The following is a 22865-nucleotide window of genomic DNA, read 5'->3' on the forward strand; positions in this document are numbered from 1 at the left end:
GACGCTGCCCTGCGAGCCCGCGCGAGTCTGAGAGAATCGTTACCCGCGCCAGCACGACCCTGGAGGGCAGCAATGACCAGCGGCACCCAGTCCCCGAGCTCGACCAGACGCAAAGAAGCGCCGGATCGCAACCTCGCGATGGAACTGGTGCGCGTCACCGAGGCAGCCGCCATGGCGGCGGGCCGCTGGGTCGGCAAGGGCGACAAGAACGCGGGCGACGGCGCGGCCGTCGACGCGATGCGCCAGCTCATCTCGACCGTGTCGATGCGCGGTGTGGTCGTCATCGGCGAGGGCGAGAAGGACGAAGCCCCGATGCTCTACAACGGCGAAGAGGTGGGCAACGGGGACGGCCCGGCCTGCGACGTCGCCGTGGACCCGATCGACGGCACGACCCTGATGTCCAAGGGCATGCCGAACGCGCTGGCTGTGCTCGCGGTCGCCGAGCGGGGCGCGATGTTCGACCCGTCGGCCGTCTTCTACATGGAGAAGCTGGCCGTCGGCCCGGAGGCCGCGGGCGTGGTGGACCTGTCCGCGCCGGTCGCGGAGAACATCCGCCGGGTCGCGAAGGCCAAGCACACCGAGGTCTCCGACGTGACGGTGTGCATCCTGGACCGCCCGCGGCACGAGCAGCTGGTCAAGGAGGTCCGCGAGGCGGGCGCCCGGATCCGGTTCATCTCCGACGGTGACGTGGCGGGCGCGATCGCCGCGGCCCGCCCGACCACCGGTGTCGACATGCTGTTCGGCATCGGCGGCACGCCGGAGGGCATCATCACCGCCTGCGCGATGAAGTGCCTCGGCGGCGAGCTGCAGGGCCGGTTGTGGCCGAAGGACGACGCCGAGCGCGAGAAGGCGATCGGCGCCGGGCACGACCTGGACCGCGTGCTCACCACCGACGACCTGGTGCGCGGCGACAACGTGTTCTTCTGCGCGACCGGCGTCACCGACGGCGACCTGCTGCGCGGCGTGCACTACCGCTCCGGCGGCGCGACGACCCAGTCGATCGTGATGCGCTCCAAGTCGGGCACGGTGCGGCTGATCGACGGCTACCACCGCCTGACCAAGCTCCGCGCGTACTCCTCCGTCGACTTCGACGGTGTCCTGACCGATGCCCCCGACGACGATGTGGTGCCACCGCTGCCGTGAAACGCCTCCTGCTGATCGCCGCCGCCTGCCTGGTCGCCGTCACCGGGGTGGTGCAGTCGGCGGCGGCCCGGCCGGACCTGGTCGGCGGCGTGTCCGCCGACCAGACCTACTCCTTCGTCGCGTCGCTGCAGACGACCGCGGGGAGACACTTCTGCGGTGCGTCCCTGATCTCGCCGCAGTGGCTGCTGACCGCGGCGCACTGCGTCCACGACCAGCCCGCGGGCACCTTCACCGCACGGATCGGCAGCAACGACCGCACGCAGGGCGGTGAGGTCGCGAAGCCGGACCGGGTCATCACCCACCCGAACTACAACCCGAGCGGGCCGGGCGGGGACATCGCCCTGGTCCACCTGGCCGCCCCGGTGCAGGCCGCGCCGGTCGGGCTCGGCACGTCGGCCGCGGTGGGCACGTCGGTGCGGCTGCTGGGCTGGGGCCAGCTCTGCCCGACTCCGGGTTGCGGCGCCGCGCCGATCGACCTCCAGCAGCTGGACACGACGCTGGTCGACGCGGCCCGCTGCGCGGCCATCGATCCGGCGACCGAGCTGTGCACCGATTCGCCCGGTGGCACGGCCGGCGCCTGCTACGGCGATTCGGGTGGCCCGGAGCTGGTCCGGGCCGGTGACCGGTGGCTGCTGCTGGGCCTGACCAGCCGTTCCGGCAACAACGATCCGGCCTGCACGACCGCGCCGTCGATCTACACCTCGGCGCTGGCGTACACGCAGTGGATCACCGAGCAGACCGCGCCACCACCGCCCCCGGCACCCAGCCCAACGCCGACCCCGGCGCCCAGCCCCACGCCAACCCCGACTCCCACGCCGTCCCCCTCCCCCAGCCCGACGACGACCTCCACACCACCGCCACCCGCCTGACTCACAGGTTGCTGGAGTGCCCCGGGAACAGGTGCGCTTCCGGATCGAGGGTGACGGCGATGTTGTTGATCGCGGTTGCGGCTTCGCCGAACCCGGTGGCGATCAGCTTGACCTTGCCCGGGTAAGCGGCCACGTCACCGGCCGCGAAGACCCGTTCCACGCCGGTCGCCATGGTCGAGTCGACCCGGATGGCGCGCTGGTGGATGTCCAGCCCCCAGTTCTCGATGGGCCCGAGGTCGGCGGTGAACCCGAGCGCGGCCACCACCGCCTGCGCGGGCAGCACCACCGGCTCCTCGCCCTTGACCTGCACCTCGACCTCGGCGAGCGCGCCATCCGGCCCCTCGCGCAGGGCGGTGACCTCGGCGTCGGTGATGATCCGCACCCCCAGTTCACGGGCCTGGTTGACGATCGACTCCGCGGCCCGGAACCTGGCGCGCCGGTGCACCAGCGTGACGCTCGACGCGAGCGGGTGCAGCGCCAGCACCCAGTCGAACGCCGAGTCGCCGCCGCCGACGACCACGACGTCCTGCCCCGCGTGCGCGTCCAGCGAGGGCACGAAGTGGACCATCCCCCGGCCGAGCCAGCCGTCCCCGGCCGGTAACGGCCGCGGCGTGAACTCGCCGATGCCCGCGGTGATCAGCACGGCCCTGGCGTGCACGACCTCACCGCCGTCGAGCACCACGTCCAGACCGTCGTCACCGCGGCGCAGCTCCTCGGCCTTGCGCCCGAGCAGGTAGGCCGGGTTCCACGGCGCGGCCTGTTCGACCAGCCCCTTGACCAGGTCGCGGCCGCGCACGGCGGGGAACCCGCCGACGTCGTAGATCAACTTCTCCGGGTACATCGCGGTGACCTGCCCGCCGGCTTCCGGCAGCGAGTCGACGACCGCCGTCGACAACCCGCGGAACCCGGCGTAGTACGCGGCGAACAGGCCGGTCGGGCCCGCGCCGACGATCAGGACGTCCACTGACAGAGCCATGGGCCGCCGCCCTTCCGCCGTGATCCAAGTCACCACCGATCTAACCATTCCGGGTGCGCAAACACACGGAGCGAGCGCCCGGCGGAAGGGCCAGACTCGGGTTATGGCTGAACCTGAATACCGGATCGAACACGACACGATGGGCGAGGTGAAGGTGCCCGTCGACGCGCTGTACCGGGCACAGACCCAGCGCGCCGTCGAGAACTTCCCGATCTCCGGCCGGGGCCTCGAGCGCGCCCAGATCCGCGCGCTCGGCCTGCTGAAAGCCGCGGCGGCGCGGGTCAACGCCCGGTTCGGCGTGCTGGAGGGCGACCTGGCGAACGCGATCGCGGCGGCGGCCGACGAGGTGGCCGAGGGCAGGCACGACGCGCACTTCCCCATCGACGTGTTCCAGACCGGGTCCGGGACCTCGTCGAACATGAACGCCAACGAGGTCATCGCGACCCTGGCGAGCCGCGCGCTGGGCAGCGACGTGCACCCGAACGACCACGTCAACGCCTCGCAGTCGTCGAACGACACGTTCCCGACGACGATCCACATCGCCGCCACCGAAGCGGTGCTGACCGACGTGATCCCGGCGTTGCAGCACCTCGCCGAGACCATCGAGGGCCGCGCCGCGGAGTGGCAGGACATCGTCAAGTCCGGCCGCACCCACCTGATGGACGCCGTGCCGATCACGCTGGGCCAGGAGGCCGGGGCGTGGGCGGCGCAGGTCCGGTTCGGCATCGAGCGACTGGAGTCCGGGCTCGGCAGGCTGGGCGAGCTGCCCATCGGCGGCACCGCGGTCGGGTCCGGCCTGAACGCGCCGGAGGGCTTCGGCGCCGCGGTGGCGGAGGAGCTGGCGAAGGTGACCGGCCTGCCGCTGACCGAGGCACGCAACCACTTCGAGGCGCAGGCCAGCCAGGACAGCGTGGTCGAGACCTCCGGGCACCTGCGCACGGTCGCCGTGTCACTGGCCAAGATCGCCAACGACCTGCGGTGGCTCGGCTCCGGTCCGCGCACCGGCCTGGCCGAGCTGCAGCTGCCGGACCTGCAGCCGGGTTCGTCGATCATGCCGGGCAAGGTCAACCCGGTGATCCCGGAGGCGACGCTGCAGGTGGTCGCGCAGGTGATCGGCAACGACGCGGCGGTGGCCTACGCCGGTTCGCAGGGCAACTTCCAGCTCAACGTGAACCTGCCGGTGATCGCGCGCAACGTGCTGGAGTCGGCGCGCCTGCTGGCCGCGGTGTCCCGCCTGCTGGCCGACAAGGTGATCGCCGGGATCACCGTCAACGAGGAGCGCACCAAGGCCTACGCCGAGGGCTCGCCGTCGATCGTGACGCCGCTGAACAAGTACATCGGCTACGAAGAGGCGGCCGCGGTCGCGAAGCAGGCGCTCAAGGAGCTGAAGACGATCCGCGACGTCGTCGTCGAGCGCGGCTACATCGAGCAGGGCAAGCTCACCGAGGCCCAGCTCGACGAGGCCCTCGACGTGCTCCGGATGGCGCGCGGCGGCAAGTGATCGGGTGGAGGCCACCCGCCGCGGGTGGCCTCCACCAGGGATCAGCGCCGGCGCAGCGACTTGTCCGTGAGCGCGGGCGGGGTGTAGTCCGGGTCGATGGGGTTGAGGTCGACGCCCGGTGGGACGATCTCGTCGATCCGGTCCAGCACGTCGTCGTCGAGCACGAGGTCCGCGCCTGCCAGCAGGTCGGCGAGCTGCTCCGGCGTGCGCGGGCCGATGATCGCCGAGGTGACCGCCGGGTGCGACCGCACGAACGCGAGCGCCAGGTGCGTGAGCGGGCGGCCCAGGTCGGCGGCGACCTTCTTCAGCTCGTTGGTGGCCGCCAGTTTCGCCGCGTTCCCGGGCAGGGCCGGGTCGAACTTGTGGTTCTGCAGCGCGACCCGGCCGGCCTGCAAGTCCACATCGGACGGTGTGGAGTACCTACCGGACAGCCAGCCCGCGGACAGCGGTCCCCAGGTCAGCACCCCCATGCCGTAGCGCTGCGCGGTCGGCAGGACGTGCGCCTCGATGCCCCGGTTGAGGATCGAGTACGGCGGCTGCTCGGTGCGGAACCGCACGTGCCCGCGCCGCTCCGCGACCCACTGCGCCTCGACGATCTGCTCGGGCGGGAAGACCGACGACCCGATCGCGCGCACCTTGCCCGCCCGCACGAAGTCCGAGAGCGCCGACAGGGTCTCGTCGATGTCGGTGTTGGGGTCGGGGCGGTGCACCTGGTAGAGGTCGACGTGGTCGACGCCGAGCCGGCGCAGGCTGTCGTCCAGCGCCCGGGTCAGCCAGCGGCGGGAGCTGCTGCCGGGCCTGTTCAGGCCGTAGAAGTGCCCCTTGGTCGCGAGGACGACGTCGTCGCGGCGCCCCTTGAGCGCCTTGCCGACGATCACCTCGCTCTCGCCGTCGGAGTACATGTCGGCGGTGTCCACGAAGTTGATGCCCGCGTCGAGCGCCGTGTGGATCATGCGGACCGACTCGTCGTGGTCGCGGTTGCCCCACGCGCCGAACATCATCGCGCCCAGCGTGTACTCGCTGACCTCGATACCGGTGCCGCCGAGAATCCGTCGTCGCATTTCGAGTTCCTCCTCTGGTGTGTGGTGTCCAAGTTCGCCGCGGACGAGGAGGGGGACCAGGCAACGCTTGACCTGGGTCTGGCAGTACCAGGCAACGGGTGCGCGGATCCGGATACTGGAGGCGTGGACGGAGCTGATTTCGGAGCGTTCCTCAAGGCCCGCCGCGCTGCGCTGGACCCGCGCGACGTGGGACTGCCGCAGGGGGTGACGCGGCGACGGGTCGCCGGGCTGCGCCGCGAGGAACTGGCGCAGCTGGCCGGGATCAGCGTCGACTACCTGACCCGCCTGGAGCAGGGCCGTGCGCGGAACGTGTCGGACGAGGTGCTGGATTCACTCGCAAGGGCGTTGCGCCTCAACCCGGACGAGTGCGCTTACCTGCACAACCTCGCGTCACCGCGCCTCAAGCGGACCGGGCGGTGCCCCGTGCAGCAGGTGCGGCCGGCGGTGCAGCAACTGCTCGACGCCATGTCGGTGCCCGCCTTCGTCTTCGGCCGCTACCTCGACGTGCTGGCGTGGAACCCGATGGGCGGCGCGATCGCGTTCGACTTCGGCTCGCTGCCGCCGCAGGAGCGCAACCTGCCGAAACTGTTCTTCCTCGGCGAGGACGAGGCACGCGCCCTGCACCCCGAGTTCGACCAGGTCTGCGAGGAGCTGGTGGCGAACCTGCGTGCCGAGGCCGGCCGGTGCCCCGGCGATCCGCGCCTGGCCCAGCTGATCGGCGAGCTGTCACTGGGCAGCGACCTGTTCCGCCACCTGTGGGCCGGGCACCACGTGCGGGAGAAGGCACACGGCCACAAGCGGATCCACAACCCGCTGGTCGGCGAGCTGCACCTGCGGTACGAAACGCTGCGCCTGCCGGACGAACCGGACCAGGCGATCGTCACCTACACCGCCGAACCGGGCTCGGAGTCCGAGCGCGCGCTGGGCCTGCTGGCCAGCTGGATCGCCACCGACGACATCGATCAGGCCACGTTGCGCCGCGCGGCGGGCGGCTGATACTTCCGGGACTGCGCCGACGGCTCGGCGAGGTCCCGGCCGGTCTCGCCGGTGCTGGTGCGGCTCGCCGGTTCGGCACCGGCCCGGTTGCCCGGCCACGGCCGCCGGCCGTCGCGGCGCGCCACCAGCACCGCGCAGAACAGGCCGAACAGCAGCGGCAGGTGGCTGGCCAGCCGTTCCCAGCCGACCCGGCCGGCGACCAGGTCCAGCACGGACAACCCGACGAGCACCGCGGCGAAGCTGAGCAGGACCGGCAGCTGGCTGCGTGCCTGCCGCGGCTTCGCGGCCGCCCACAGCAGGGCGATCGCGATGGCGAAGTTGAACGCCGCGGCCTCGTGTTCGAGGTGCGATCCCGGCTGAACGGCCATCCCGTCGGCCATCCGCTGGGGCACGAACAACAGCGACACCACGATGGACAACTGGGCGATCGCGGTGAGGACCAGCGCCAGCCGCGGCCAGTCGAGCCGCACCGGCCGGGCGGTCGCGGGCGCGTGGGCGAGCACTCGCGCCGACACGTCCGGCGACGCGGCGGCCGGCTCGAGGCGCACCAGGCGCGTCACCGCCGCCGCCTCGTCCTGCCAGGTCAGACAGGCCGCGCAGCGCGAGACGTGCTCGTCGAGCGCCACCGGATCCACCCCGGGGTCCTCGCCGTCGAGATTGGCGGAGATCGCCTCGCGCGCGGTTGCACAGTCCATATTTGCATTGTCGTCCGCGCGCACTGGATGGTTCCCCTCACCGCTCCGGATTCTGGGACCGGTTGGGATTTCACAGACCTGTGATGTTTCCTTGACGCCGGATGCCGCGGAGGCCATAAGGTCATCGGTCAGGGCCCGCACCGTCAGGCCGCACTGGGAGGAACGCGAACGTGGACGACGACGAGATCACCCGGGACGCCTTCCTGGCGGCGCGCGGCGATCGGGTGGCCGCCGAGCGCTTCGTGTCCGCCACCCAACGACAGCTGCACCGCCTGCTGACCTACCTGTCCAACCCCGGCGTCGCCGAGGACCTGGTGCAGGAGACCTACCTGCGCGCCTTCGCCGCCCTGCCGTCGTTCGCAGGCCGGTCGCCCGCCCGGATGTGGCTGCTGTCGATCGCCAAGCGCGTCGCCGCCGACCACCTGCGCGGCACCCGCCGCCGCCCGCAGACCAGCCAGGTCGACGACTGGGTGGCCACCGCGGAGCAGAGCGGCGCCCAGACGCCGGACCACGGCCGGCTCGTCGTGCTGCGCAAGCTGATCGCCGAGCTGGAGCCGGAGCGCCGCGAGGCGTTCGTGCTCACGCAGGTGATCGGGTTGTCCTACGCCGACGCGGCGGAGGTGTGCGACTGCGCGGTCGGCACCATCCGGTCCCGCGTGTTCCGGGCCCGCGAGGACCTGACCGCAGCGCTCAGCTCGAACGGGCGGGCGGCCTCACTCGGCTGAGCTCCACCGGTGCTCGACCCTGGCGAGCCGCCAGTACGCGATCGCGGCCGCCCACACCACCACGAACAACCCGACGACGATGTAGCCGACGCTGTCGAGGTCGATGTCCGCGATCCAGTCGATCAGCGCGCCCGACCAGCCCAGGTCGTCCCTGGCCACACCGACCAGCTCGATCGTGCCGATGACCAGCGCCACCGCGACGGACAGGCCGGTGATCGTGAGGTTGTAGTAGATCTTGCGGACCGGGTTGGCGAACGCCCAGTCGTAGGCGAAGTTCATGAACGTGCCGTCGAGCGTGTCGAACAGGCTCATGCCGGCGGCGAACAGCAGCGGCAGGCACAGGATCGCGTACCAGGGCAGGCCGGCCGCCGCGCCGGACCCGGCCAGTGCCAGCAGCAGCACCTCGGTCGCGGTGTCGAATCCGACGCCGAACAGCAGCCCGACCAGGTACATCTGGCCCGGGCGGCGGATCGAGCGGGTGAGCCTGCCGAGGAAGCGGTTGACGAACCCGCGCGAGTCGAGCCGCGCCTCCAGCTCGGCCTCGTCGAAGCGGCCGCGGCGCAGCTCGCGCCACACCTTCCAGATGCCGATCAACGCGACCAGGTTCAGGATGCCGATCAGGTACAGGAACCCGCCGGACGCTCCGGTGGAGATCACGCCGAGCACCTTGTGCGCGGAGGAGCCGTCCTCGGTCCAGCTCAGGATGCCCTTCGCGCCGATCGCGACGAGCACCGCCAGCACGACGACCACGGTGGAGTGCCCCAGCGCGAACCAGAACCCGACCGAGACCGGGCGCTGCCCCTCGGCCATCAGCTTGCGGGTGGTGTTGTCGATCGCGGCGATGTGGTCGGCGTCGAACGCGTGCCGCATGCCGAGCGTGTACGCCGTCAGCCCCAGCCCGAAGCCGAACACCTGCGCGCCGACGGCGTAGTGCCCGGGCACCACGAGCAACGCGAGAATCCCGAACGCGACCGCGTGCAACACGACGATCGCCAGCAGCAACAGGCCCGTGCGGTAGGTGTCCTGCCTGCGCCAGGACATGGTGGGTGAAGTCCCCATGGAGACCGCCTTCCAGCACCTCGTGGATGGTCCAACGTGCCGTGGCCGGTCTCCTGGCTTCGGATCGACATCCGCGGCCCGCCTTCCCGGACTCGCGTCCAGTGGCTGTCCCGGGCCGGGACTTCCCGTTCACAGTGGCGAGGGCCGCGCCGGTTTCACACCGGACTTCCCGAGCACCACGGCCCGCTCACGGTACGTTTCGGCCTCGCGGCGGGGCAAGAGCCATCCCGGTGACCGGCGCCCTACCGCCGGGACGCCGAGTTGTGCTGCGCCGCCGTCGCTTCGTCCACCAGCGACTTCGCGACGCGTTTGGCCGTGGCGACCGCCGTCGGTGCGACCTCCAGCGACGCCGCGACCGTCGCGCCCTCGACCAGGACGAGCAGCGCCTCCGCCAGCCGTGCCGGGTTCCGCGCGCCCGCGTCCACGGCCAGATCCCGCAGGTAGCCGAGCAACCACTGCTTCGACGCCGCGATCACCTGCCGGCCGGGGTGGTCGGCCGACGGCAGTTCGGCGTGCGCGTTGACGAACGCGCAGCCGCGCGTGTTCTCGGTGTCGAGCCAGTCGGCGAGCGCGTCGAACACCCTGAGCAGCTTCTGGGCCGGAGTCGTCCGGGAGCCCGCGAAGGAGCGCACCCGCTCCCGCCACCGCTCGTCCCGGCGGCGCAGGTAGAGCGCGACCAGGTCGGCCTTGGAGCCGAACCGGTCGTACAGGGTCTTCTTGGTGACCCCGGCCTCGGCGGCGATCGTGTCCACACCGACCGCGTGGATCCCGTTGTCGTAGAACAGTTTCCCGGCGACCGTGAGGATCCGTTCGGCGGCCGGGGTCAGCGGCTTGTCCGTCTCCACGACTTGACAGTACACCGACCGGTATAGCTACCGTGGGCTATACAGACCGGTATACCTGTGCGGGAGGGTGCATGCGGGGGAACGTCGTCGCCGGAAGCGGTTTCGTCCTGTTCTGGAGCTCCGGGTTCGTCGGCGCCACGCTGGGCGCCAGCTCCGGCGGCGCGGTGTCCCTCCTGGCCTGGCGGTTCCTGGCCGCGGGGCTGCTGCTCGGCGTGTGGTGGGTGGTCCGGCGGCGCTCGATGCGGCCGCGCGACGCCGCGATCCAGGCCGGTCTTGGTGTGCTCTCCCAGGGCGCGTACCTGTACTGCGTCTACGCGGCGGCCGACCTCGGCGTGGCCGCCGGGACGTCCGCGCTGATCGCGGCGCTGCAGCCGATCGTCGCGGTGGTGCTGAGCCAGTTCGTGCTGGGCGAACGCGCGGGCGCGCTGCGGTGGGCCGGGCTGGTCGGCGGGCTGGCCGGGGTGGCGCTGGTGGTCGGCGACAACCTGTCCGGCCGCCCCGGCACCCCGCCGCTGGCCTACGCGCTGCCGTTCCTGGCGATGCTCGCACTGGTCGCGGCCACGCTCATCGAACGCAAGACGGCCTCCGCCGTGCCGCTCTGGGACGGGCTGGTGGTGCAGTGCGTGACCAGCGCGGTGCTGTTCACCGGCATCGCGGCGGCCACCGGGCAGCTGGTCGCGCCGGCGGATCCGGACTTCTGGGTCGCGGTCGGGTGGGTCGTCGTGTTTTCCACGTTCGGGGGATATGGCTGCTACTGGCTGGTCCTTCGTCGTAGCTCGGTGACGACCGTGTCCGGCCTGCTGTACCTCACACCGCCTACCACGATGATCCTCGCCTGGCTCATGTTCGACGACACGATCACGCTGCGTGGCCTGCTCGGGCTGGTCGTCTGTCTCGGCGCGGTCGCGCTGGTCCTGCGTCCCCGGAAATTGTCGGTGGGGCGGGAGATGATGTCCGCATGTTGCTCGCCGACGTCGTCACAGCCTCCGCCTCGCTAGCGGCCACCCGCTCGCGCAAGGCGAAGATCGCGACGCTGGCGGACCTGCTCAACCGCGCGGACGAGCGGGAGCTGCCCGCCGTGGTCGCCTTCCTGACCGGACGGCCCACCCAGGGCCGGATCGGGACGGGGTGGCGCACGCTGGCCGAGCTGGGCGCGCGCCCGGCTGACGAACCGAACCTGACCGTGGCCGGGGTCGACGAGGTCCTCGGCGAAGTGGGAGCCGCTTCGGGCAGCGGGTCGGCCAGGCGCCGGGCCGGCCTGCTGACGGAGTTGTTCTCCCGCGCCACCGAAGCCGAACAGCAGTTCCTCTTCCGCCTGCTCACCGGTGAGCTGCGGCAGGGGGCGCTGGAGGGCGTGATGCTCGACGCGATCGCGGCGGCGGCGGACGTGCCCGCCGAAGCGGTCCGGCGCGCGTTCATGCTGTCCGGGCAGCTGCCGGTCACCGCCGCGGCCGCGGTCACCGGTGGCGAGGCCGCGCTCGGCGGCTTCGGGCTGGAGCTGGGGCGTCCGCTGCGGCCGATGCTGGCGTCCCCGGCCGAATCGCTCGACGAGGCGGTGCGCGAGCACCCGTCGGCCATCGTCGAGTACAAAATGGACGGAGCGCGGATACAGGTGCACCGCGACGGCGACGAGGTGCACGTCTACACGAGAACGCTGCGCGAGATCACCCAGCACGTGGGCGAGCTGGTGTCCCTGGTGCGCGCGCTGCCGTGCCGGTCGGTGGTGCTCGACGGGGAGACGCTCGCGCTGACCGACGACGGCAGGCCACGGCCGTTCCAGGAGACGATGAGCCGGTTCGGCAGCACGCGCGAGGAGCAGGTGCGCGCGTTGCTGCTGCAGCCGTACTTCTTCGACTGCCTGCACCTGGACGGCACGGACCTGCTCGACAAGCCGTTGCGGGAGCGCAACGAGGCGCTGCGCCGGGTGGCCGGCGAGCACCTCATCCCGGGGCGGACGGAACCGTCCGATCCGGACGCGATCCTCGCGGCCGCCCTCGACGCCGGGCACGAGGGCGTGATGGTGAAAGCGCTCGACTCGCCGTACGCGGCGGGGCGGCGGGGCCGGGCGTGGCTGAAGGTGAAGCCGGTGCACACGCTCGACCTCGTCGTCCTCGCCGCGGAGTGGGGCCACGGCCGCCGCACCGGGTACCTGTCGAACCTGCACCTCGGCGCACGCGACCCGGACGGCGGCCCGCCGATCATGGTGGGCAAGACGTTCAAGGGCCTCACCGACGAGCTCCTGGCGTGGCAGACCAGGACGTTCCAGGAGATCGAGACCCACAGGGACAAGTGGACCGTGCATGTCCGGCCGGAGCTGGTGGTCGAGATCGAACTGGACGGCGCCCAGGTCAGCACGCGCTACCCGGGCGGTGTCGCACTGCGTTTCGCCCGCGTGGTGCGCTACCGCCCCGACAAGGACCCAGCCGAGGCGGACACCATCGACGCCGTCCGCGCGACGCTCCGGGGGTGATGCTCGAACAGACGCTGGGCTGCCTCGCCAAGAGCCGAAAACCGCGCTACCACAACACCCCCTGCCCGTCACCCGAGCCGGAGCACCACCGCCCGACGGCGAACTTCCGGCGCCCAACGAGCCGAAAACCTTGATACGGCAACACTTCCTGCCAGCGCCAAGGCCGGACCGTCACCACCCGGCGGCGAGCCGCCGACACGCATCAACTCGCCGACAGCCCAACCCCACCATCACACCCGGCCAAGAAACACCGAGCCCACCCTCCGGCTACCCAAAACACCGGGCAACCTCACCAACAACCAGAACACCGCGCTACCCCACACTCCCTGCCCAACACCCGAACCGGAACACCACCACCCTGCCCCCGAACCGCCCACACGCACCAACTCGCCGACAGCCCAACCCACCATCACACCCGGCCGAGGAAGATCGGGTTCGTCATCGCCGCCATGGCGCCGAAGTTGAGACCAGCCGACAACGCGGGAGCACCCGCCGAACCATCAGCAAGGGGGTGACGCACCTCAGCACGCACATAAGCCGACACCGCGGGCGTGGTCAGCCACGTCACGCTGCCGGTACCCGAAGCGGGAAGGCTCTGCTGGAACACCTGACCCTCGTCGGTGATCAGCCGCACGGTCCCGTTCGGCACGCCCGACACGTCCAGCCGCACGGCGACCTTGTCCCCGGCCGCCACGGCGAGACGATCGCCGATGCCGGCGACCTGGCCGCGCGGTCCGGTCGCGGCGAGTGACAGGTCGACCGCGGCCGACTCGGCGATCCAGCTGCGCCCGGCCTTGATCCCGTCGAGGATCGCGTCCCAGGTGAGCGCGTCGGCGAGAACGACGGTCTGTGGCAGGCCGATCGTCTGGCCGGGGTTGTGCGCGTCGCTGTTGCCCATCGCGGGCAGCCAGCTTCCCTTGCCGCGCACGGATTCCACCAGTGTGTTGTCCCATTCGGACACGGCGGCGTCGTCGTCCCACGTCCACGGGCCGTTCCACACCTCGACCGCGTCGAAGCCGGTGTAGCCGAACTTGAAGTTGCACCCGACCCACGGGCAGTACGGGTGCGCGGCGACGCAGAGGCCGCCGGAGCGGTGCACCGCACGCTGGTACTCGGGCAGTTCGCCGTCGCGGGACCGGTACCGCCAGTCGACGAACTGGCCGGGCCGCAAGCCGAGCGCGAGCCAGTGGCCGTTGCGAGTGGTGACCTCCTCGCCGAGCATGATCAGCAGGTCGTCGCCGGCGAACTCGCCCCACACCCCGTGCGAGGACGACGTGTTGTGGTCGGTCGAGGTGATGAAGTCCAGCCCGGCTTCCCGCGCGCCGGCGGCCACCTCGGCAGGCAGGCGCTTGCCGTCCGAGTGCACGGTGTGCAGGTGGCAATCGCCGCGGTACCACTGGCGGCCGCGCGTGCGGGTGCGCTCGGACGGGTAGTTCGGGCGGTACGGCGCGCCCGCCGGGCCGTGGGTGAGCGTCACCTCGACGCGGTAGTTCAGCCCCTGCGGCGCGATCGTGTACGGGCCGAGGACGATGTGCCAGGTGCCGGGCGTGATGTCACCGGGCAGGTAGCCGGGCGTGGCCTCGGTGCGGCTGATCGAGAAGCGGTCGCGGAAGCCGCCGGACCAGCCGCGGAAGCCGTCGCCACCGAGAGCGGTGCCGCGGCTGTCGAAGATGCCGATGTCACACGAGTTGCCGGGCGTCCCGCTGGGCACCGTCGGCTTGTCATAGGTGTAGACCACCGACAGCTGGCTCACCCCGGCCGGCACCTCCACCGGCAGGTAGACGAAGTCCGCGGTGCCCGGCTCGAACCGGCCGGTCAGCACCTTGGTCTCGGCCTGGCCCTCGGCGGCCTCGGCGAACGCCACCGGTGCGAGCGTCACCGCGCCGGCCACCGACGCCGCCTGCAGGAAACCGCGTCGGGAAACTCCGCAACCCATGCACATACGGCCATGTCATCAGCGGCGGATGACCTTCGTGAGCCGGCTGCCCGTACACCGCGTGTCCAGAACCTGAACGAACGTCACACTTCCGTGCTTAGGTTCGGCTAAGCTAAGTTGCACAGCGTGAACGCGATCATGTCACCCTCGGTGACCAGGACGACGCCGCGCCGGCTGTTGCTCCTGGTGTCCCTGCTGGTGGCGTTGGTCGTCGCCGTCGCGTTGAGCCTGGTCCTGGGCAGCAACCACCTCGGCATCGGCACCGCCGTCCAGGTGCTGCTGCACGACGACGGCAGCGAGGCGGCGACGATCGTGCGTGACGTGCGCCTGCCACGCACCGCGCTGGGGGTGCTCGTCGGTGTCGCGCTCGGCGCCGCCGGCGTCCTCATGCAGGGGCACACCCGCAACCCGCTGGCCGATCCCGGTCTGCTCGGCATCAACGCCGGTGCCGCGCTCGCGGTGGCGCTGGCCGCGCAGTTCCTCAGGGTGGTCGATCCAGGCGGCCAGGTGTGGTTCGGTTTCGCGGGGGCGCTGATCGCGACGGCCGCGGTGTTCGCGATCGGGTCGAGCGGGCGGCAGCTGAGCCCGGTGCCGATGGCGCTGGCCGGGGCGGCCGTGATGGCGTTGCTGTCGACCTTCACGTCGTTGGTGATCCTGAGCGACAACCCGACGCTGGACGTCTACCGCCGCTGGGTGGTGGGCTCGATCAGCGGCCGCGACGCGAGCATCAGCCTCGGGATCCTGCCGTTCGTGGTGGCCGGGCTGGTGCTGGCGATGCTGAACACGCGGGCGCTGAACGCGGTCTCGCTGGGCGAGGACACCGCGCGCGGGCTGGGCCAGTCGGTCGCGGCGAGCCGCCTGGTCGGCCTGGCGGCGGTGACGCTGCTGGCCGGCGCCGCGACTGCCGCCGCCGGGCCGATCGCCGCGCTCGGTCTGATCGTCCCGCACGTGGTGCGCACCGTGACCGGCCCGGACCACCGGTGGCTGCTCCCGTGTGCCGCCCTGGCCGGCGCGGTGCTGCTGCTGCTCGCGGACGTCGCGGGCCGCCTGATAGCCGCCCCAGCGGAAATCCCGGCCGGCATCACGCTGGCCATCCTCGGCGGCGGCGCATTCGTGCTGATCGCCCGCCGCACCCGGCTGGTGAAGCTCTGATGCCACACACCCAACCCATCGGCGCGGCCCGGCACACAGCCAGTGCCACCCCACCCGCACATGACAGGGGCTTAGCCGCCGGGCGGCGACATCATGCCGACCATCCTCGGCAGGGCCCCATTCTTCCTGATCGCCCGCGGCACCTGGCTGGTGAAGCTCTGATGGCATACACCCAACCCGCCCGAGCGGCCCGACACCCAGCCAGCGCCGCCCCACCCGTCGGCCATCCGAACGCGGCCGCAGCGCAACCCCCAGCCAGCGCCACCCCACCCACCGACCACCCGAACACGGCCGCGGCGCAACCCCCAGCCGACATCAGGCCGCCCATCCTCGGCAGCGGCGCGTTTGTACTGATCGCCCGCCAAGCCCGGCCGGTGCTCACCAGCCGTCAATCTGCGTCGTCCAGGCTCGCCACCCGCCTCGGCGGTTCCGCTGCCCAGGCAGCCGCGGCTCGCGGCGGCATGGGCGCACCGGTCCAGGTCGTTCAGCACCGTCCTGGAGTTACCGGCGCACCACTCGCCGCCCAGGCCACCCGCGGAGGCGGGCACGCATGACCACCACCCTCGGCGTGCGGTGGAACACCCGCGCGGCCACCGTCTGCCTCGTCGTGCTCGTGGCTCTCCTGCTGGTCACCGCGGTGGGCGTGACCGTCGGCGAGTACCCCATCCCGCTCGGCCGGCTGCCCGAGCTGCTCACCGGTGGCGGGCACCGCATCGACCGGCACATCCTGTTCGACCTCCGCGTCCCGCGGGCGGTCACCGGGTGCCTGGCCGGCGCGTGCCTCGCCATGGCCGGGGCCCTCACCCAGACCATCTCCCGCAACCCGCTCGCCACCCCGGACATCCTCGGCGTCACCGGGGGCGCCTCCGCGGCCGCGGTCGCAGTGATCGTCTTCGGGGGCGGCGTCTACAGCCTCGCCAGCGGGATCACCACCATCGGCGTGCCCGTGGCCGCGCTCGTCGGGGGTCTCGTCGCCGCCGCGGCCGTCTACGGCTTCTCCTGGCGCCACGGCGTCGACGGCTTCCGGCTGGTGCTGGTCGGCATCGGCTGCGGCGCCGTCCTCACGGCGCTCACCAGCTGGCTCCTCATCCTCGCCAGCATCAACAGCGCCGCGCAGGCCACGGTGTGGCTCGTCGGCTCGATCAGCGCCGTCAGCTGGGACCAGGCGATCCCCCTGCTCGTCCTCGCCGCGCTGCTCATCCCGGCCGCGCTCACGCTGCCCCGCACCCTCGCCGTCACCCAGCTCGGCGACGACGCGGCCGCCGGGCTGGGCGTGCGCATCCAGGCGTCCCGGCTGGGCACGATCGGCGTCGGCGTCGGGCTCACCGCGGCCGCGGTCGCCGCCGCCGGGCCGATCGGCTTCGTCGCGCTGGTCACCCCGCAGATCATGCTGCGCCTCACCGGCGGGTCCCGGCCGCCGCTGGTCGCGTCCGCGCTCGGCGGCGCCCTGCTCGTCCAGGCCTCCGACCTGCTCGGCCGCACCGCGTTCAGCTGGGAGGTCCCGGTCGGCCTGATCACGGCCGCCATCGGCGCCCCGTACCTCATCTGGCTCCTCCTCCGACGACGTTGACCCCGAAGAAAGGTGACCCCATGACAGCGACCCGCCGGACCTTCCTCACCGGCAGCCTGGCCGTGGCCGCGACCGGACTGCTCGCCGCGTGCGGTTCGAGCGGATCGGACTCGGCCGCGAGCGGCGGTGCCTGGTCCTTCACCGACGACCTGGGCACCAAGGTCGACCTCGACGCCCGCCCGACGCGCATCGCCGGCCTCAACGACGCCATCGCGTCCCTGTGGAACTACGGCATCACGCCGGTCGCCTCGTTCGGCTACACCGGCCTCGCCGACGACGTGAACTTCACCGGCCGCGACCTCAGCCAGGTCAAGGAGGTGGGCCGCACCTACGGCGAGATCGACATCGAGGCACTCGCCGCCGCCAAGCCGGACCTGATCCTCACCCACGCCTACCCCGTGGACAGCACGGGCAAGATCGACCCGACCCAGCCGCTGTACGGGTTCAAGGACGTCACCCAGCAGCAGGCCGTCGCCGAGATCGCGCCGATCGTCGCGCTGAAGATGGCCGGCTCCGCCACCAACGTCGTCGACCGGACCGTGGAGCTGGTCAAGGCGCTGGGCACCGAGCCGGCCGCGGACGCCAAGCAGGCCTACGAAACCGCCCGCACCCGGTTCAAGAACGCCACCGGCAAGGGCCTCACCGTGATGGCGGTCGCCGCCTACCCCGGCGACGGCGTCTACATCTGCAAGGCAGCCGACGACCCGGCGCTGCGCAGCTACACCGAGCTCGGCCTGACCTACCCCGACCCGGGCGGCTCGAAGTACTACTGGGAGCAGGTCAGCTGGGAGAACATCGGCAAGTACCCGGCCGACGTGGTGCTGTACTCGCTGCGCGCGATGGACAAGGACACGCTCATGCAGCAGGCCACGTTCGCCCGCACGCCGGCGGCCGCCGCCGGGCAGGTGTTCCCGTGGGAGTTCTCGTCGATGGACTACGTGGCGCAGGCCCGCACGCTGAACAACCTCGCCGCGAACCTGGAGGCGTCCCGCAAGGTCGTCTGACCCCGGCGGTCGGCCGACACGGCAACCGGGACGGCAAACACGGCACCCGGAGCGGCGAACACGGCGCGCGCGGCGTCCGCCGCCGGTGGCGCCGTGCTGGCCGCCGGGGCGGCATGTCGGGCGGGCACAGTGGTGCCTTGGCCGCCGGTGGCGCTGTGCTGGCCGCCCGGGGCGGCGTGCCGGGCGGGCACAGTGGTGCCTTGGCCGCCGGTGGCGCCGTGTTGGCCGCCGGGGCGGCATGTCGGGCGGGCACGGTGGTGCCTTGGCCGCCGGTGGCGCTGTGCTGGCCGGGGCGGCATGTCGCGCGGGCACGGTGGCGCCTTGGCCGCCGGTGACGCCGTGTTGGCGGCCGGTGACCCCGTGTTCGCCGGGGGCGGCGGGTTCGCCGCGGCGCGTCAGCTCAGCCGCGGGGTGCGGAGGTTCTCCGGCGCCTCCGCGCCTTCCCTGGCCCACGCCACCAGCCCGACGACCTCGATCCCGTGCGGGGACTCCGCCGCGTAGGGCTCGATCGCCGTGGCGCCGCGTCTCAGCAGTGACACCGCGCCCTTCGCGTTGCCGCGTGCGGCGTGCGTCAGTCCGACCGCCAGCTGCGCCAGTCCCTTCCACAACCCGCGGTCCGGGCCGTCGGAGGACTTCCACGCGTCCTCGAACACCTCGTGCGCGTGGAACGGTCTGCCGGCGTCCAACAGGCGCTGGGCCTCCTCCACCGTCTCCGCCGGCGTGCGCGCGATGCCCTCCGGCTGGCGCTCCACCCCCGGCGTCCCGTACGGCAGCGGCCGCCCCAGCCCGTCGCGCGGGCGGGCGTTTCGCGGCTTGCCCTCGGCGTCGCGGTCCCGATCGGCCATGGCGCCGATTGTGCCGTAGTCTGGGGACTCGTGCGTTTTCTCGATGGCCACGGGCCCGCTCACGACCTCACTTACGACGACGTCTTCCTCGTGCCCAACCGCTCGGCCGTGGAATCGCGCTTCGACGTCGACCTGTCCACCGTCGACGGCACCGGCGCCACGATCCCGATCGTCGTCGCCAACATGACCGCCGTCGCGGGGCGGCGGATGGCCGAGACCGTCGCGCGGCGCGGCGGGCTCGTGGTCCTGCCGCAGGACGTCGACCCGGCCGCGGTCGCCGACATCGTCGGCTGGATCAAGAGCCGCCACACCACCTGGGACACCCCGCTGGTCCTCACCGGCGGTGACGCGGTCGCGGACGCCCTCAACCTGATCGGCAAGCGCGCGCACGGCGCCGTCGTCGTGGTCGACGAGGACGGCCGCCCGCAGGGCATCGTCGACGAGGCCGCCTGCACGGGCGTCGACCGCTTCGCGCGCGTCGCCGAAGTGGCCTACGAGCCGCCCGTGACCTGCCCGCTCGACACCCCCTCCCGTGAGGTCTTCGAGCGCCTGCACGCCGCGGGCGCCCAGATCGCGCTGGGTGTGGACGCCGACGGCAAGCTCGCCGGGATCCTCACCCAGACCGCGGCGCTGCGCGCCGACATCTACACCCCGGCCGTGGACGCCCAGGGCAGCCTGCGGGTCGCCGCAGCCGTGGGCATCAACGGCGACGTCGCCGCCAAGGCCGAGTCGCTGCTGGCCGCGGGCATCGACACGCTCGTGGTCGACACCGCGCACGGCCACCAGGAGAAGATGATCGCCGCGCTGAAGGCCGTCCGCTCGGTCTCGCCCGCGGTGCCGGTCGTGGCGGGCAACGTGGTCACCGCGGAGGGCACCCGCGACCTCATCGACGCGGGCGCGGACGTGGTCAAGGTCGGCGTCGGCCCCGGCGCGATGTGCACCACGCGGATGATGACCGGCGTCGGCCGGCCGCAGTTCTCCGCGGTGCTGGAGTGCGCGAAGGCCGCCCGCGAGGTGGGCAAGCACGTGTGGGCCGACGGCGGCGTCCGCCACCCCCGTGACATCGCGCTGGCCCTCGCCGCCGGCGCGTCGGCGGCGATGGTCGGTTCCTGGTTCGCCGGCACCCACGAATCCCCCGGCGACCTGCGCTACGACGAGCACGGCCGTCCCTACAAGGAGTCGTTCGGCATGGCGTCGAAGCGGGCCGTCGGCGCCCGCACGCGCACCGACAACGTGTTCGAGCGCGCCCGCAAGGCCCTGTTCGAGGAGGGCATCTCGTCGTCGCGGATGCTGCTCGACCCGCAGCGCCCCGGCGTCGAGGACCTGATCGACGAGATCTGCTCGGGCGTCCGGTCCGCGTTCACCTACGCGGGCGCGCGGGACATCGAGGACTTCCACCGCCGCGCGGTGCTGGGCATCCAGTCGGCCGCCGGCTTCGCCGAAGGGCGGCCGCTGCCCGCCGGCTGGTGAGGAACGGGGCCGCCTCACCCGAGGCGGCCCCGCCCACGCTTACCCGTGGTCCTCCAGCATCTCCGTGACCAGCGCGGCGATCGGCGACCGCTCCGAGCGGGTCAGGGTGACGTGCGCGAAGAGCGGGTGGCCCTTCAGCTTCTCGATCACCGCCGACACGCCGTCGTGCCGCCCGACGCGCAGGTTGTCCCGCTGCGCGACGTCGTGCGTGAGCACCACGCGGGACGCGGTGCCCAGCCGCGACAGCACGGTGAGCAGCACGTTGCGCTCCAGCGACTGCGCCTCGTCCACGATCACGAACGAGTCGTGCAGGGACCGGCCGCGGATGTGCGTCAGCGGCAGGACCTCCAGCATGCCGCGGTCGAACACCTCGTCCAGCACGTCCTGGCTGACCAAGGCGCCGAGGGTGTCGAACACCGCCTGCGCCCACGGCTGCATCTTCTCCGACTCCGACCCCGGCAGGTAGCCGAGGTCCTGGCCGCCGACGGCGTACACCGGCCGGAACACGACCACCTTGCGGTGCTCGCGGCGTTCCATCACGGACTCCAGACCGGCGCACAGCGCGAGCGCGGACTTGCCGGTGCCGGCGCGGCCGCCGAGCGACACGATGCCGATGTCCGGGTCGAGCAGCAGGTCCAGCGCGATCCGCTGCTCGGCCGAGCGGCCGTGCAGGCCGAACGCCTCCTTGTCCCCGCGGACCAGCTTGACCTTCTTGGCCGGCGTCAACCGGCCCAGCGCGCTGGAGCTGCCCGAACCGGCGACCAGCCGCAGACCGGTGTGGCACGGCGACTCGCCCACCTCGGGCAGGCCGTACTCGGCCAGGTCCACGACACCGTCGCGGAACAACGCGTCGACCGCCTCCTGCGGGACCTCCACGTCGACCATCCCGGTCCAGCCGGACGGCGCGACCTCCAGCGCGCGGTACTCGTCGGCGGGCAGGCCGACGGCGCCGGCCTTGACGCGCAGCGGGATGTCCTTCGTGACCAGGGTGACCGCCTCGCGCTCGACCTTGAGGTTCAGCGCGCAGGCCAGGATCCGGTGGTCGTTGGAGTCCGTGCGGAACCCGGGCGGCAGGACCGTCGGGTCCGAGTGGTTCAGCTCGACGTGCAGGGTGCCGCCGGAGTCGCCGATCGGGATCGGGGCGTCCAGCCGGCCGTGCTTGAGCCGCAGGTCGTCGAGCTGACGCAGGGATTCCCGCGCGAACCAGCCCAGTTCGGGGTGATGCCGTTTCGCCTCCAGTTCACTGATCACGACCAACGGCAGGACCACGGCGTGCTCGGCGAATCTCGTGATGGCCCACGGGTCGGCCAGCAGAACCGAGGTGTCCAGGACATAGGTGTGCTGCCCTGGCACGGAACTCGGGGGTTCTGCGGGGCCCTCCGCGGAATTCGGTGAGCGGCCGGAGGCCTTACGGGGCGAACGCTGCGTAGTCACGACGGCATCTCCCTCGTGGACGTGGCACCACGCCCACACTCGCTGGGCCGGGCACCACCCTGGCTGGTCCGCTCTTCGCTGACGCTTCCGCGTCAGCGCGCAGGGCCACGAGGGCCGGGCGCCGGCCCCCTCGTGGGTATCGCGAACGGCTCACGCGCCGTCTGCTCTACAACCGCCACTACCAGGGCCTCCCGTGATGGTCCGCAAGGTCACGAGCCATCACTTCGGAAGTTACCTGCGTTCGCCGTTTCGTGCAGGCAGCCAGGCAGGTGATTCACCAGGTTGTCATCTCACCGTCGGTAGAGGAGAAATCAACGGATCGGCACGGAACGTGTTGTCAAGTACCGAAACGGCGGTGCCGCCACGCGTAGTCACGGAGCGCGCGGAGGAAATCGACCCTGCGGAACGCGGGCCAGTAGGCCTCCGTGAACCAGAATTCGGAGTGCGCCGACTGCCACAGCAGGAAACCGGACAGCCGCTGCTCACCGGAGGTGCGGATGATGAGGTCGGGGTCGGGCTGGCCCGAGGTGTAGAGGTGCTCGGAGATGTGGTCGACGTCGAGGATCTTCGCCAGCTCGCGGATGGACGTGCCCTCGTCGGCGTGCTGGAGCAGCAGCTTCTTGACCGCGTCCGCGATCTCCTGCCGCCCGCCGTAGCCGACGGCGACGTTGACCTCCATGCCGGTGCGCTTCTCGGTGCTCGCCGCGGCCGACTGCAGGCGCTTGGCGATCGGCTCGGGCAGCAGCTCCAGCGCGCCGACCACCCGGATGCGCCACGGGTTGCCGGGGTGGGCCAGCTCGTCGACGACGTCGGCGATGATCTCCAGGAGCGGTTCGAGCTCCTCGGTGGCGCGGCTGAGGTTGTCCGTGGACAGCAGCCACATCGTCACGACCTCGACGTCGGCCTCGCGGCACCAGGTGAGGAAGTCGGCGATCTTGCGCGCTCCCGCGCGGTGCCCGTCGGCGACGTCGGTGAAGCCGGCTTCCCGTGCCCACCTGCGATTGCCGTCCAGCATGATCGCGATGTGCCGCGGGTGCTTGCCCGCGGCCTGCTGGATCAGACGGCGGCTGTAGATGCCGTAGACAAGCTTGGACCCGAAGGAGCGAAGACTCAC

Annotated in this window: 20 protein-coding genes and 1 riboswitch; of the genes, 11 read left to right on the plus strand and 9 right to left on the minus strand. The window is 71.9% G+C overall.

The genetic code is table 11. The features are described 5' to 3' along the window. The first annotated feature begins 72 nt into the window (after window positions 1–72). Both glpX and L2C96_RS11055 read left to right on the plus strand, forming a co-directional pair. The gene (gene glpX, locus L2C96_RS11050; protein WP_027934110.1) at window positions 73–1143 is read left to right on the plus strand and encodes a class II fructose-bisphosphatase; all 1071 of its coding nucleotides are present in this window, start codon (window positions 73–75) and stop codon (window positions 1141–1143) included. Beyond that, entirely contained in the window at window positions 1140–2012 is an 873-nt protein-coding gene (locus L2C96_RS11055; protein ID WP_237336079.1) for a S1 family peptidase, read from the plus strand. Before glpX ends, L2C96_RS11055 begins: the two co-directional genes overlap by 4 nt. Window position 2013: 1 nt before the next feature. Here L2C96_RS11055 and L2C96_RS11060 read toward each other — a convergent pair whose 3' ends face one another. Beyond that, complete coding sequence (locus L2C96_RS11060; RefSeq protein WP_237336080.1) at window positions 2014–2988, minus strand: NAD(P)/FAD-dependent oxidoreductase; 975 nt, start codon at window positions 2986–2988, stop codon at window positions 2014–2016. Between the two features lie 103 nt (window positions 2989–3091). Between L2C96_RS11060 and L2C96_RS11065 the strand changes: the two genes are divergently transcribed. After that, window positions 3092–4489, plus strand: coding sequence for a class II fumarate hydratase (locus L2C96_RS11065; RefSeq protein ID WP_237336081.1), 1398 nt, complete (start codon window positions 3092–3094; stop codon window positions 4487–4489). A gap of 41 nt (window positions 4490–4530) precedes the next feature. Here L2C96_RS11065 and L2C96_RS11070 read toward each other — a convergent pair whose 3' ends face one another. After that, entirely contained in the window at window positions 4531–5550 is a 1020-nt protein-coding gene (locus L2C96_RS11070; protein ID WP_237336082.1) for an aldo/keto reductase, read from the minus strand. A gap of 123 nt (window positions 5551–5673) precedes the next feature. Between L2C96_RS11070 and L2C96_RS11075 the strand changes: the two genes are divergently transcribed. Beyond that, window positions 5674–6546, plus strand: a complete 873-nt coding sequence (locus L2C96_RS11075; RefSeq protein WP_237336083.1) for a helix-turn-helix domain-containing protein — start codon at window positions 5674–5676, stop codon at window positions 6544–6546. On the opposite strand, the gene L2C96_RS11080 is transcribed toward L2C96_RS11075, so the two are convergent. Continuing rightward, on the minus strand, window positions 6513–7241 hold the full coding sequence (locus L2C96_RS11080; RefSeq protein WP_020421461.1) for a zf-HC2 domain-containing protein: 729 nt from the start codon (window positions 7239–7241) through the stop codon (window positions 6513–6515). The two genes, L2C96_RS11075 and L2C96_RS11080, sit on opposite strands and share 34 nt — an antisense overlap. A gap of 170 nt (window positions 7242–7411) precedes the next feature. Here L2C96_RS11080 and L2C96_RS11085 point away from each other — a divergent pair, with 170 nt between their 5' ends. Further along, entirely contained in the window at window positions 7412–7966 is a 555-nt protein-coding gene (locus L2C96_RS11085; protein WP_020421462.1) for a sigma-70 family RNA polymerase sigma factor, read from the plus strand. On the opposite strand, the gene nicT is transcribed toward L2C96_RS11085, so the two are convergent. Then, entirely contained in the window at window positions 7955–9007 is a 1053-nt protein-coding gene (gene nicT, locus L2C96_RS11090) for a Nickel transporter NicT (protein WP_020421463.1), read from the minus strand. The genes L2C96_RS11085 and nicT overlap by 12 nt on opposite strands. Before the next feature lie 44 nt (window positions 9008–9051). Further along, window positions 9052–9221, minus strand: a riboswitch (cobalamin riboswitch). Between the two features lie 46 nt (window positions 9222–9267). Next, window positions 9268–9870, minus strand: a complete 603-nt coding sequence (locus tag L2C96_RS11095; protein ID WP_020421464.1) for a TetR/AcrR family transcriptional regulator — start codon at window positions 9868–9870, stop codon at window positions 9268–9270. 71 nt (window positions 9871–9941) lie between these two features. Here L2C96_RS11095 and L2C96_RS11100 point away from each other — a divergent pair, with 71 nt between their 5' ends. Continuing rightward, on the plus strand, window positions 9942–10868 hold the full coding sequence (locus tag L2C96_RS11100; RefSeq protein WP_237336084.1) for a DMT family transporter: 927 nt from the start codon (window positions 9942–9944) through the stop codon (window positions 10866–10868). After that, window positions 10829–12340, plus strand: coding sequence for an ATP-dependent DNA ligase (locus L2C96_RS11105; protein WP_237336085.1), 1512 nt, complete (start codon window positions 10829–10831; stop codon window positions 12338–12340). Before L2C96_RS11100 ends, L2C96_RS11105 begins: the two co-directional genes overlap by 40 nt. 409 nt (window positions 12341–12749) lie before the next feature. Here L2C96_RS11105 and L2C96_RS11110 read toward each other — a convergent pair whose 3' ends face one another. Continuing rightward, a complete protein-coding gene (locus tag L2C96_RS11110; RefSeq protein WP_237336086.1) occupies window positions 12750–14219 on the minus strand; it encodes a CehA/McbA family metallohydrolase in 1470 nt (489 codons plus the stop codon). A 183-nt stretch (window positions 14220–14402) separates the two neighbouring features. Between L2C96_RS11110 and L2C96_RS11115 the strand changes: the two genes are divergently transcribed. From L2C96_RS11115 to L2C96_RS11125, 3 genes are all read left to right on the plus strand, one after another. Then, the gene (locus L2C96_RS11115; protein ID WP_020421468.1) at window positions 14403–15428 is read left to right on the plus strand and encodes a FecCD family ABC transporter permease; all 1026 of its coding nucleotides are present in this window, start codon (window positions 14403–14405) and stop codon (window positions 15426–15428) included. 550 nt (window positions 15429–15978) lie between these two features. Further along, window positions 15979–16998 (plus strand): FecCD family ABC transporter permease, encoded by a 1020-nt coding sequence (locus L2C96_RS11120; RefSeq protein ID WP_237336087.1) that lies wholly within the window; start codon window positions 15979–15981, stop codon window positions 16996–16998. 20 nt (window positions 16999–17018) lie between these two features. Next, window positions 17019–18002, plus strand: coding sequence for an ABC transporter substrate-binding protein (locus L2C96_RS11125; RefSeq protein WP_237336088.1), 984 nt, complete (start codon window positions 17019–17021; stop codon window positions 18000–18002). 395 nt (window positions 18003–18397) lie between these two features. On the opposite strand, the gene L2C96_RS11130 is transcribed toward L2C96_RS11125, so the two are convergent. Then, complete coding sequence (locus L2C96_RS11130; protein ID WP_237336089.1) at window positions 18398–18847, minus strand: DUF309 domain-containing protein; 450 nt, start codon at window positions 18845–18847, stop codon at window positions 18398–18400. Between the two features lie 30 nt (window positions 18848–18877). Between L2C96_RS11130 and guaB1 the strand changes: the two genes are divergently transcribed. Next, window positions 18878–20317, plus strand: a complete 1440-nt coding sequence (gene guaB1, locus L2C96_RS11135; RefSeq protein WP_237336090.1) for a GMP reductase — start codon at window positions 18878–18880, stop codon at window positions 20315–20317. A 39-nt stretch (window positions 20318–20356) separates the two neighbouring features. Here the strand turns inward: guaB1 and phoH2 are convergent, their stop codons facing one another. Next, on the minus strand, window positions 20357–21670 hold the full coding sequence (phoH2, locus tag L2C96_RS11140) for an RNA 5'-3' helicase PhoH2 (protein ID WP_020421473.1): 1314 nt from the start codon (window positions 21668–21670) through the stop codon (window positions 20357–20359). A gap of 418 nt (window positions 21671–22088) precedes the next feature. Continuing rightward, window positions 22089–22865 (minus strand): isoprenyl transferase, encoded by a 777-nt coding sequence (locus L2C96_RS11145; RefSeq protein ID WP_020421474.1) that lies wholly within the window; start codon window positions 22863–22865, stop codon window positions 22089–22091.

It is taken from the genome of Amycolatopsis tucumanensis (assembly GCF_021654135.1).
In the GTDB taxonomy this organism is placed as follows: Bacteria; Actinomycetota; Actinomycetes; order Mycobacteriales; family Pseudonocardiaceae; genus Amycolatopsis_E; species Amycolatopsis_E tucumanensis.

Excerpts from the sequence above, each read along its gene's own strand:
- nicT (WP_020421463.1), bottom strand. The coding sequence starts at position 9,007 with ATGTCCTGGCGCAGGCAGGACACCTACCGCACGGGCCTGTTGCTGCTG.
- L2C96_RS11130 (WP_237336089.1), bottom strand. The coding sequence starts at position 18,847 with ATGGCCGATCGGGACCGCGACGCCGAGGGCAAGCCGCGAAACGCCCGC.
- glpX (WP_027934110.1), top strand. The coding sequence starts at position 73 with ATGACCAGCGGCACCCAGTCCCCGAGCTCGACCAGACGCAAAGAAGCG.
- L2C96_RS11070 (WP_237336082.1), bottom strand. The coding sequence starts at position 5,550 with ATGCGACGACGGATTCTCGGCGGCACCGGTATCGAGGTCAGCGAGTAC.
- L2C96_RS11080 (WP_020421461.1), bottom strand. The coding sequence starts at position 7,241 with ATGGACTGTGCAACCGCGCGCGAGGCGATCTCCGCCAATCTCGACGGC.
- L2C96_RS11105 (WP_237336085.1), top strand. The coding sequence starts at position 10,829 with ATGTTGCTCGCCGACGTCGTCACAGCCTCCGCCTCGCTAGCGGCCACC.
- L2C96_RS11125 (WP_237336088.1), top strand. The coding sequence starts at position 17,019 with ATGACAGCGACCCGCCGGACCTTCCTCACCGGCAGCCTGGCCGTGGCC.
- L2C96_RS11120 (WP_237336087.1), top strand. The coding sequence starts at position 15,979 with ATGACCACCACCCTCGGCGTGCGGTGGAACACCCGCGCGGCCACCGTC.
- L2C96_RS11060 (WP_237336080.1), bottom strand. The coding sequence starts at position 2,988 with ATGGCTCTGTCAGTGGACGTCCTGATCGTCGGCGCGGGCCCGACCGGC.
- L2C96_RS11100 (WP_237336084.1), top strand. The coding sequence starts at position 9,942 with ATGCGGGGGAACGTCGTCGCCGGAAGCGGTTTCGTCCTGTTCTGGAGC.
- L2C96_RS11065 (WP_237336081.1), top strand. The coding sequence starts at position 3,092 with ATGGCTGAACCTGAATACCGGATCGAACACGACACGATGGGCGAGGTG.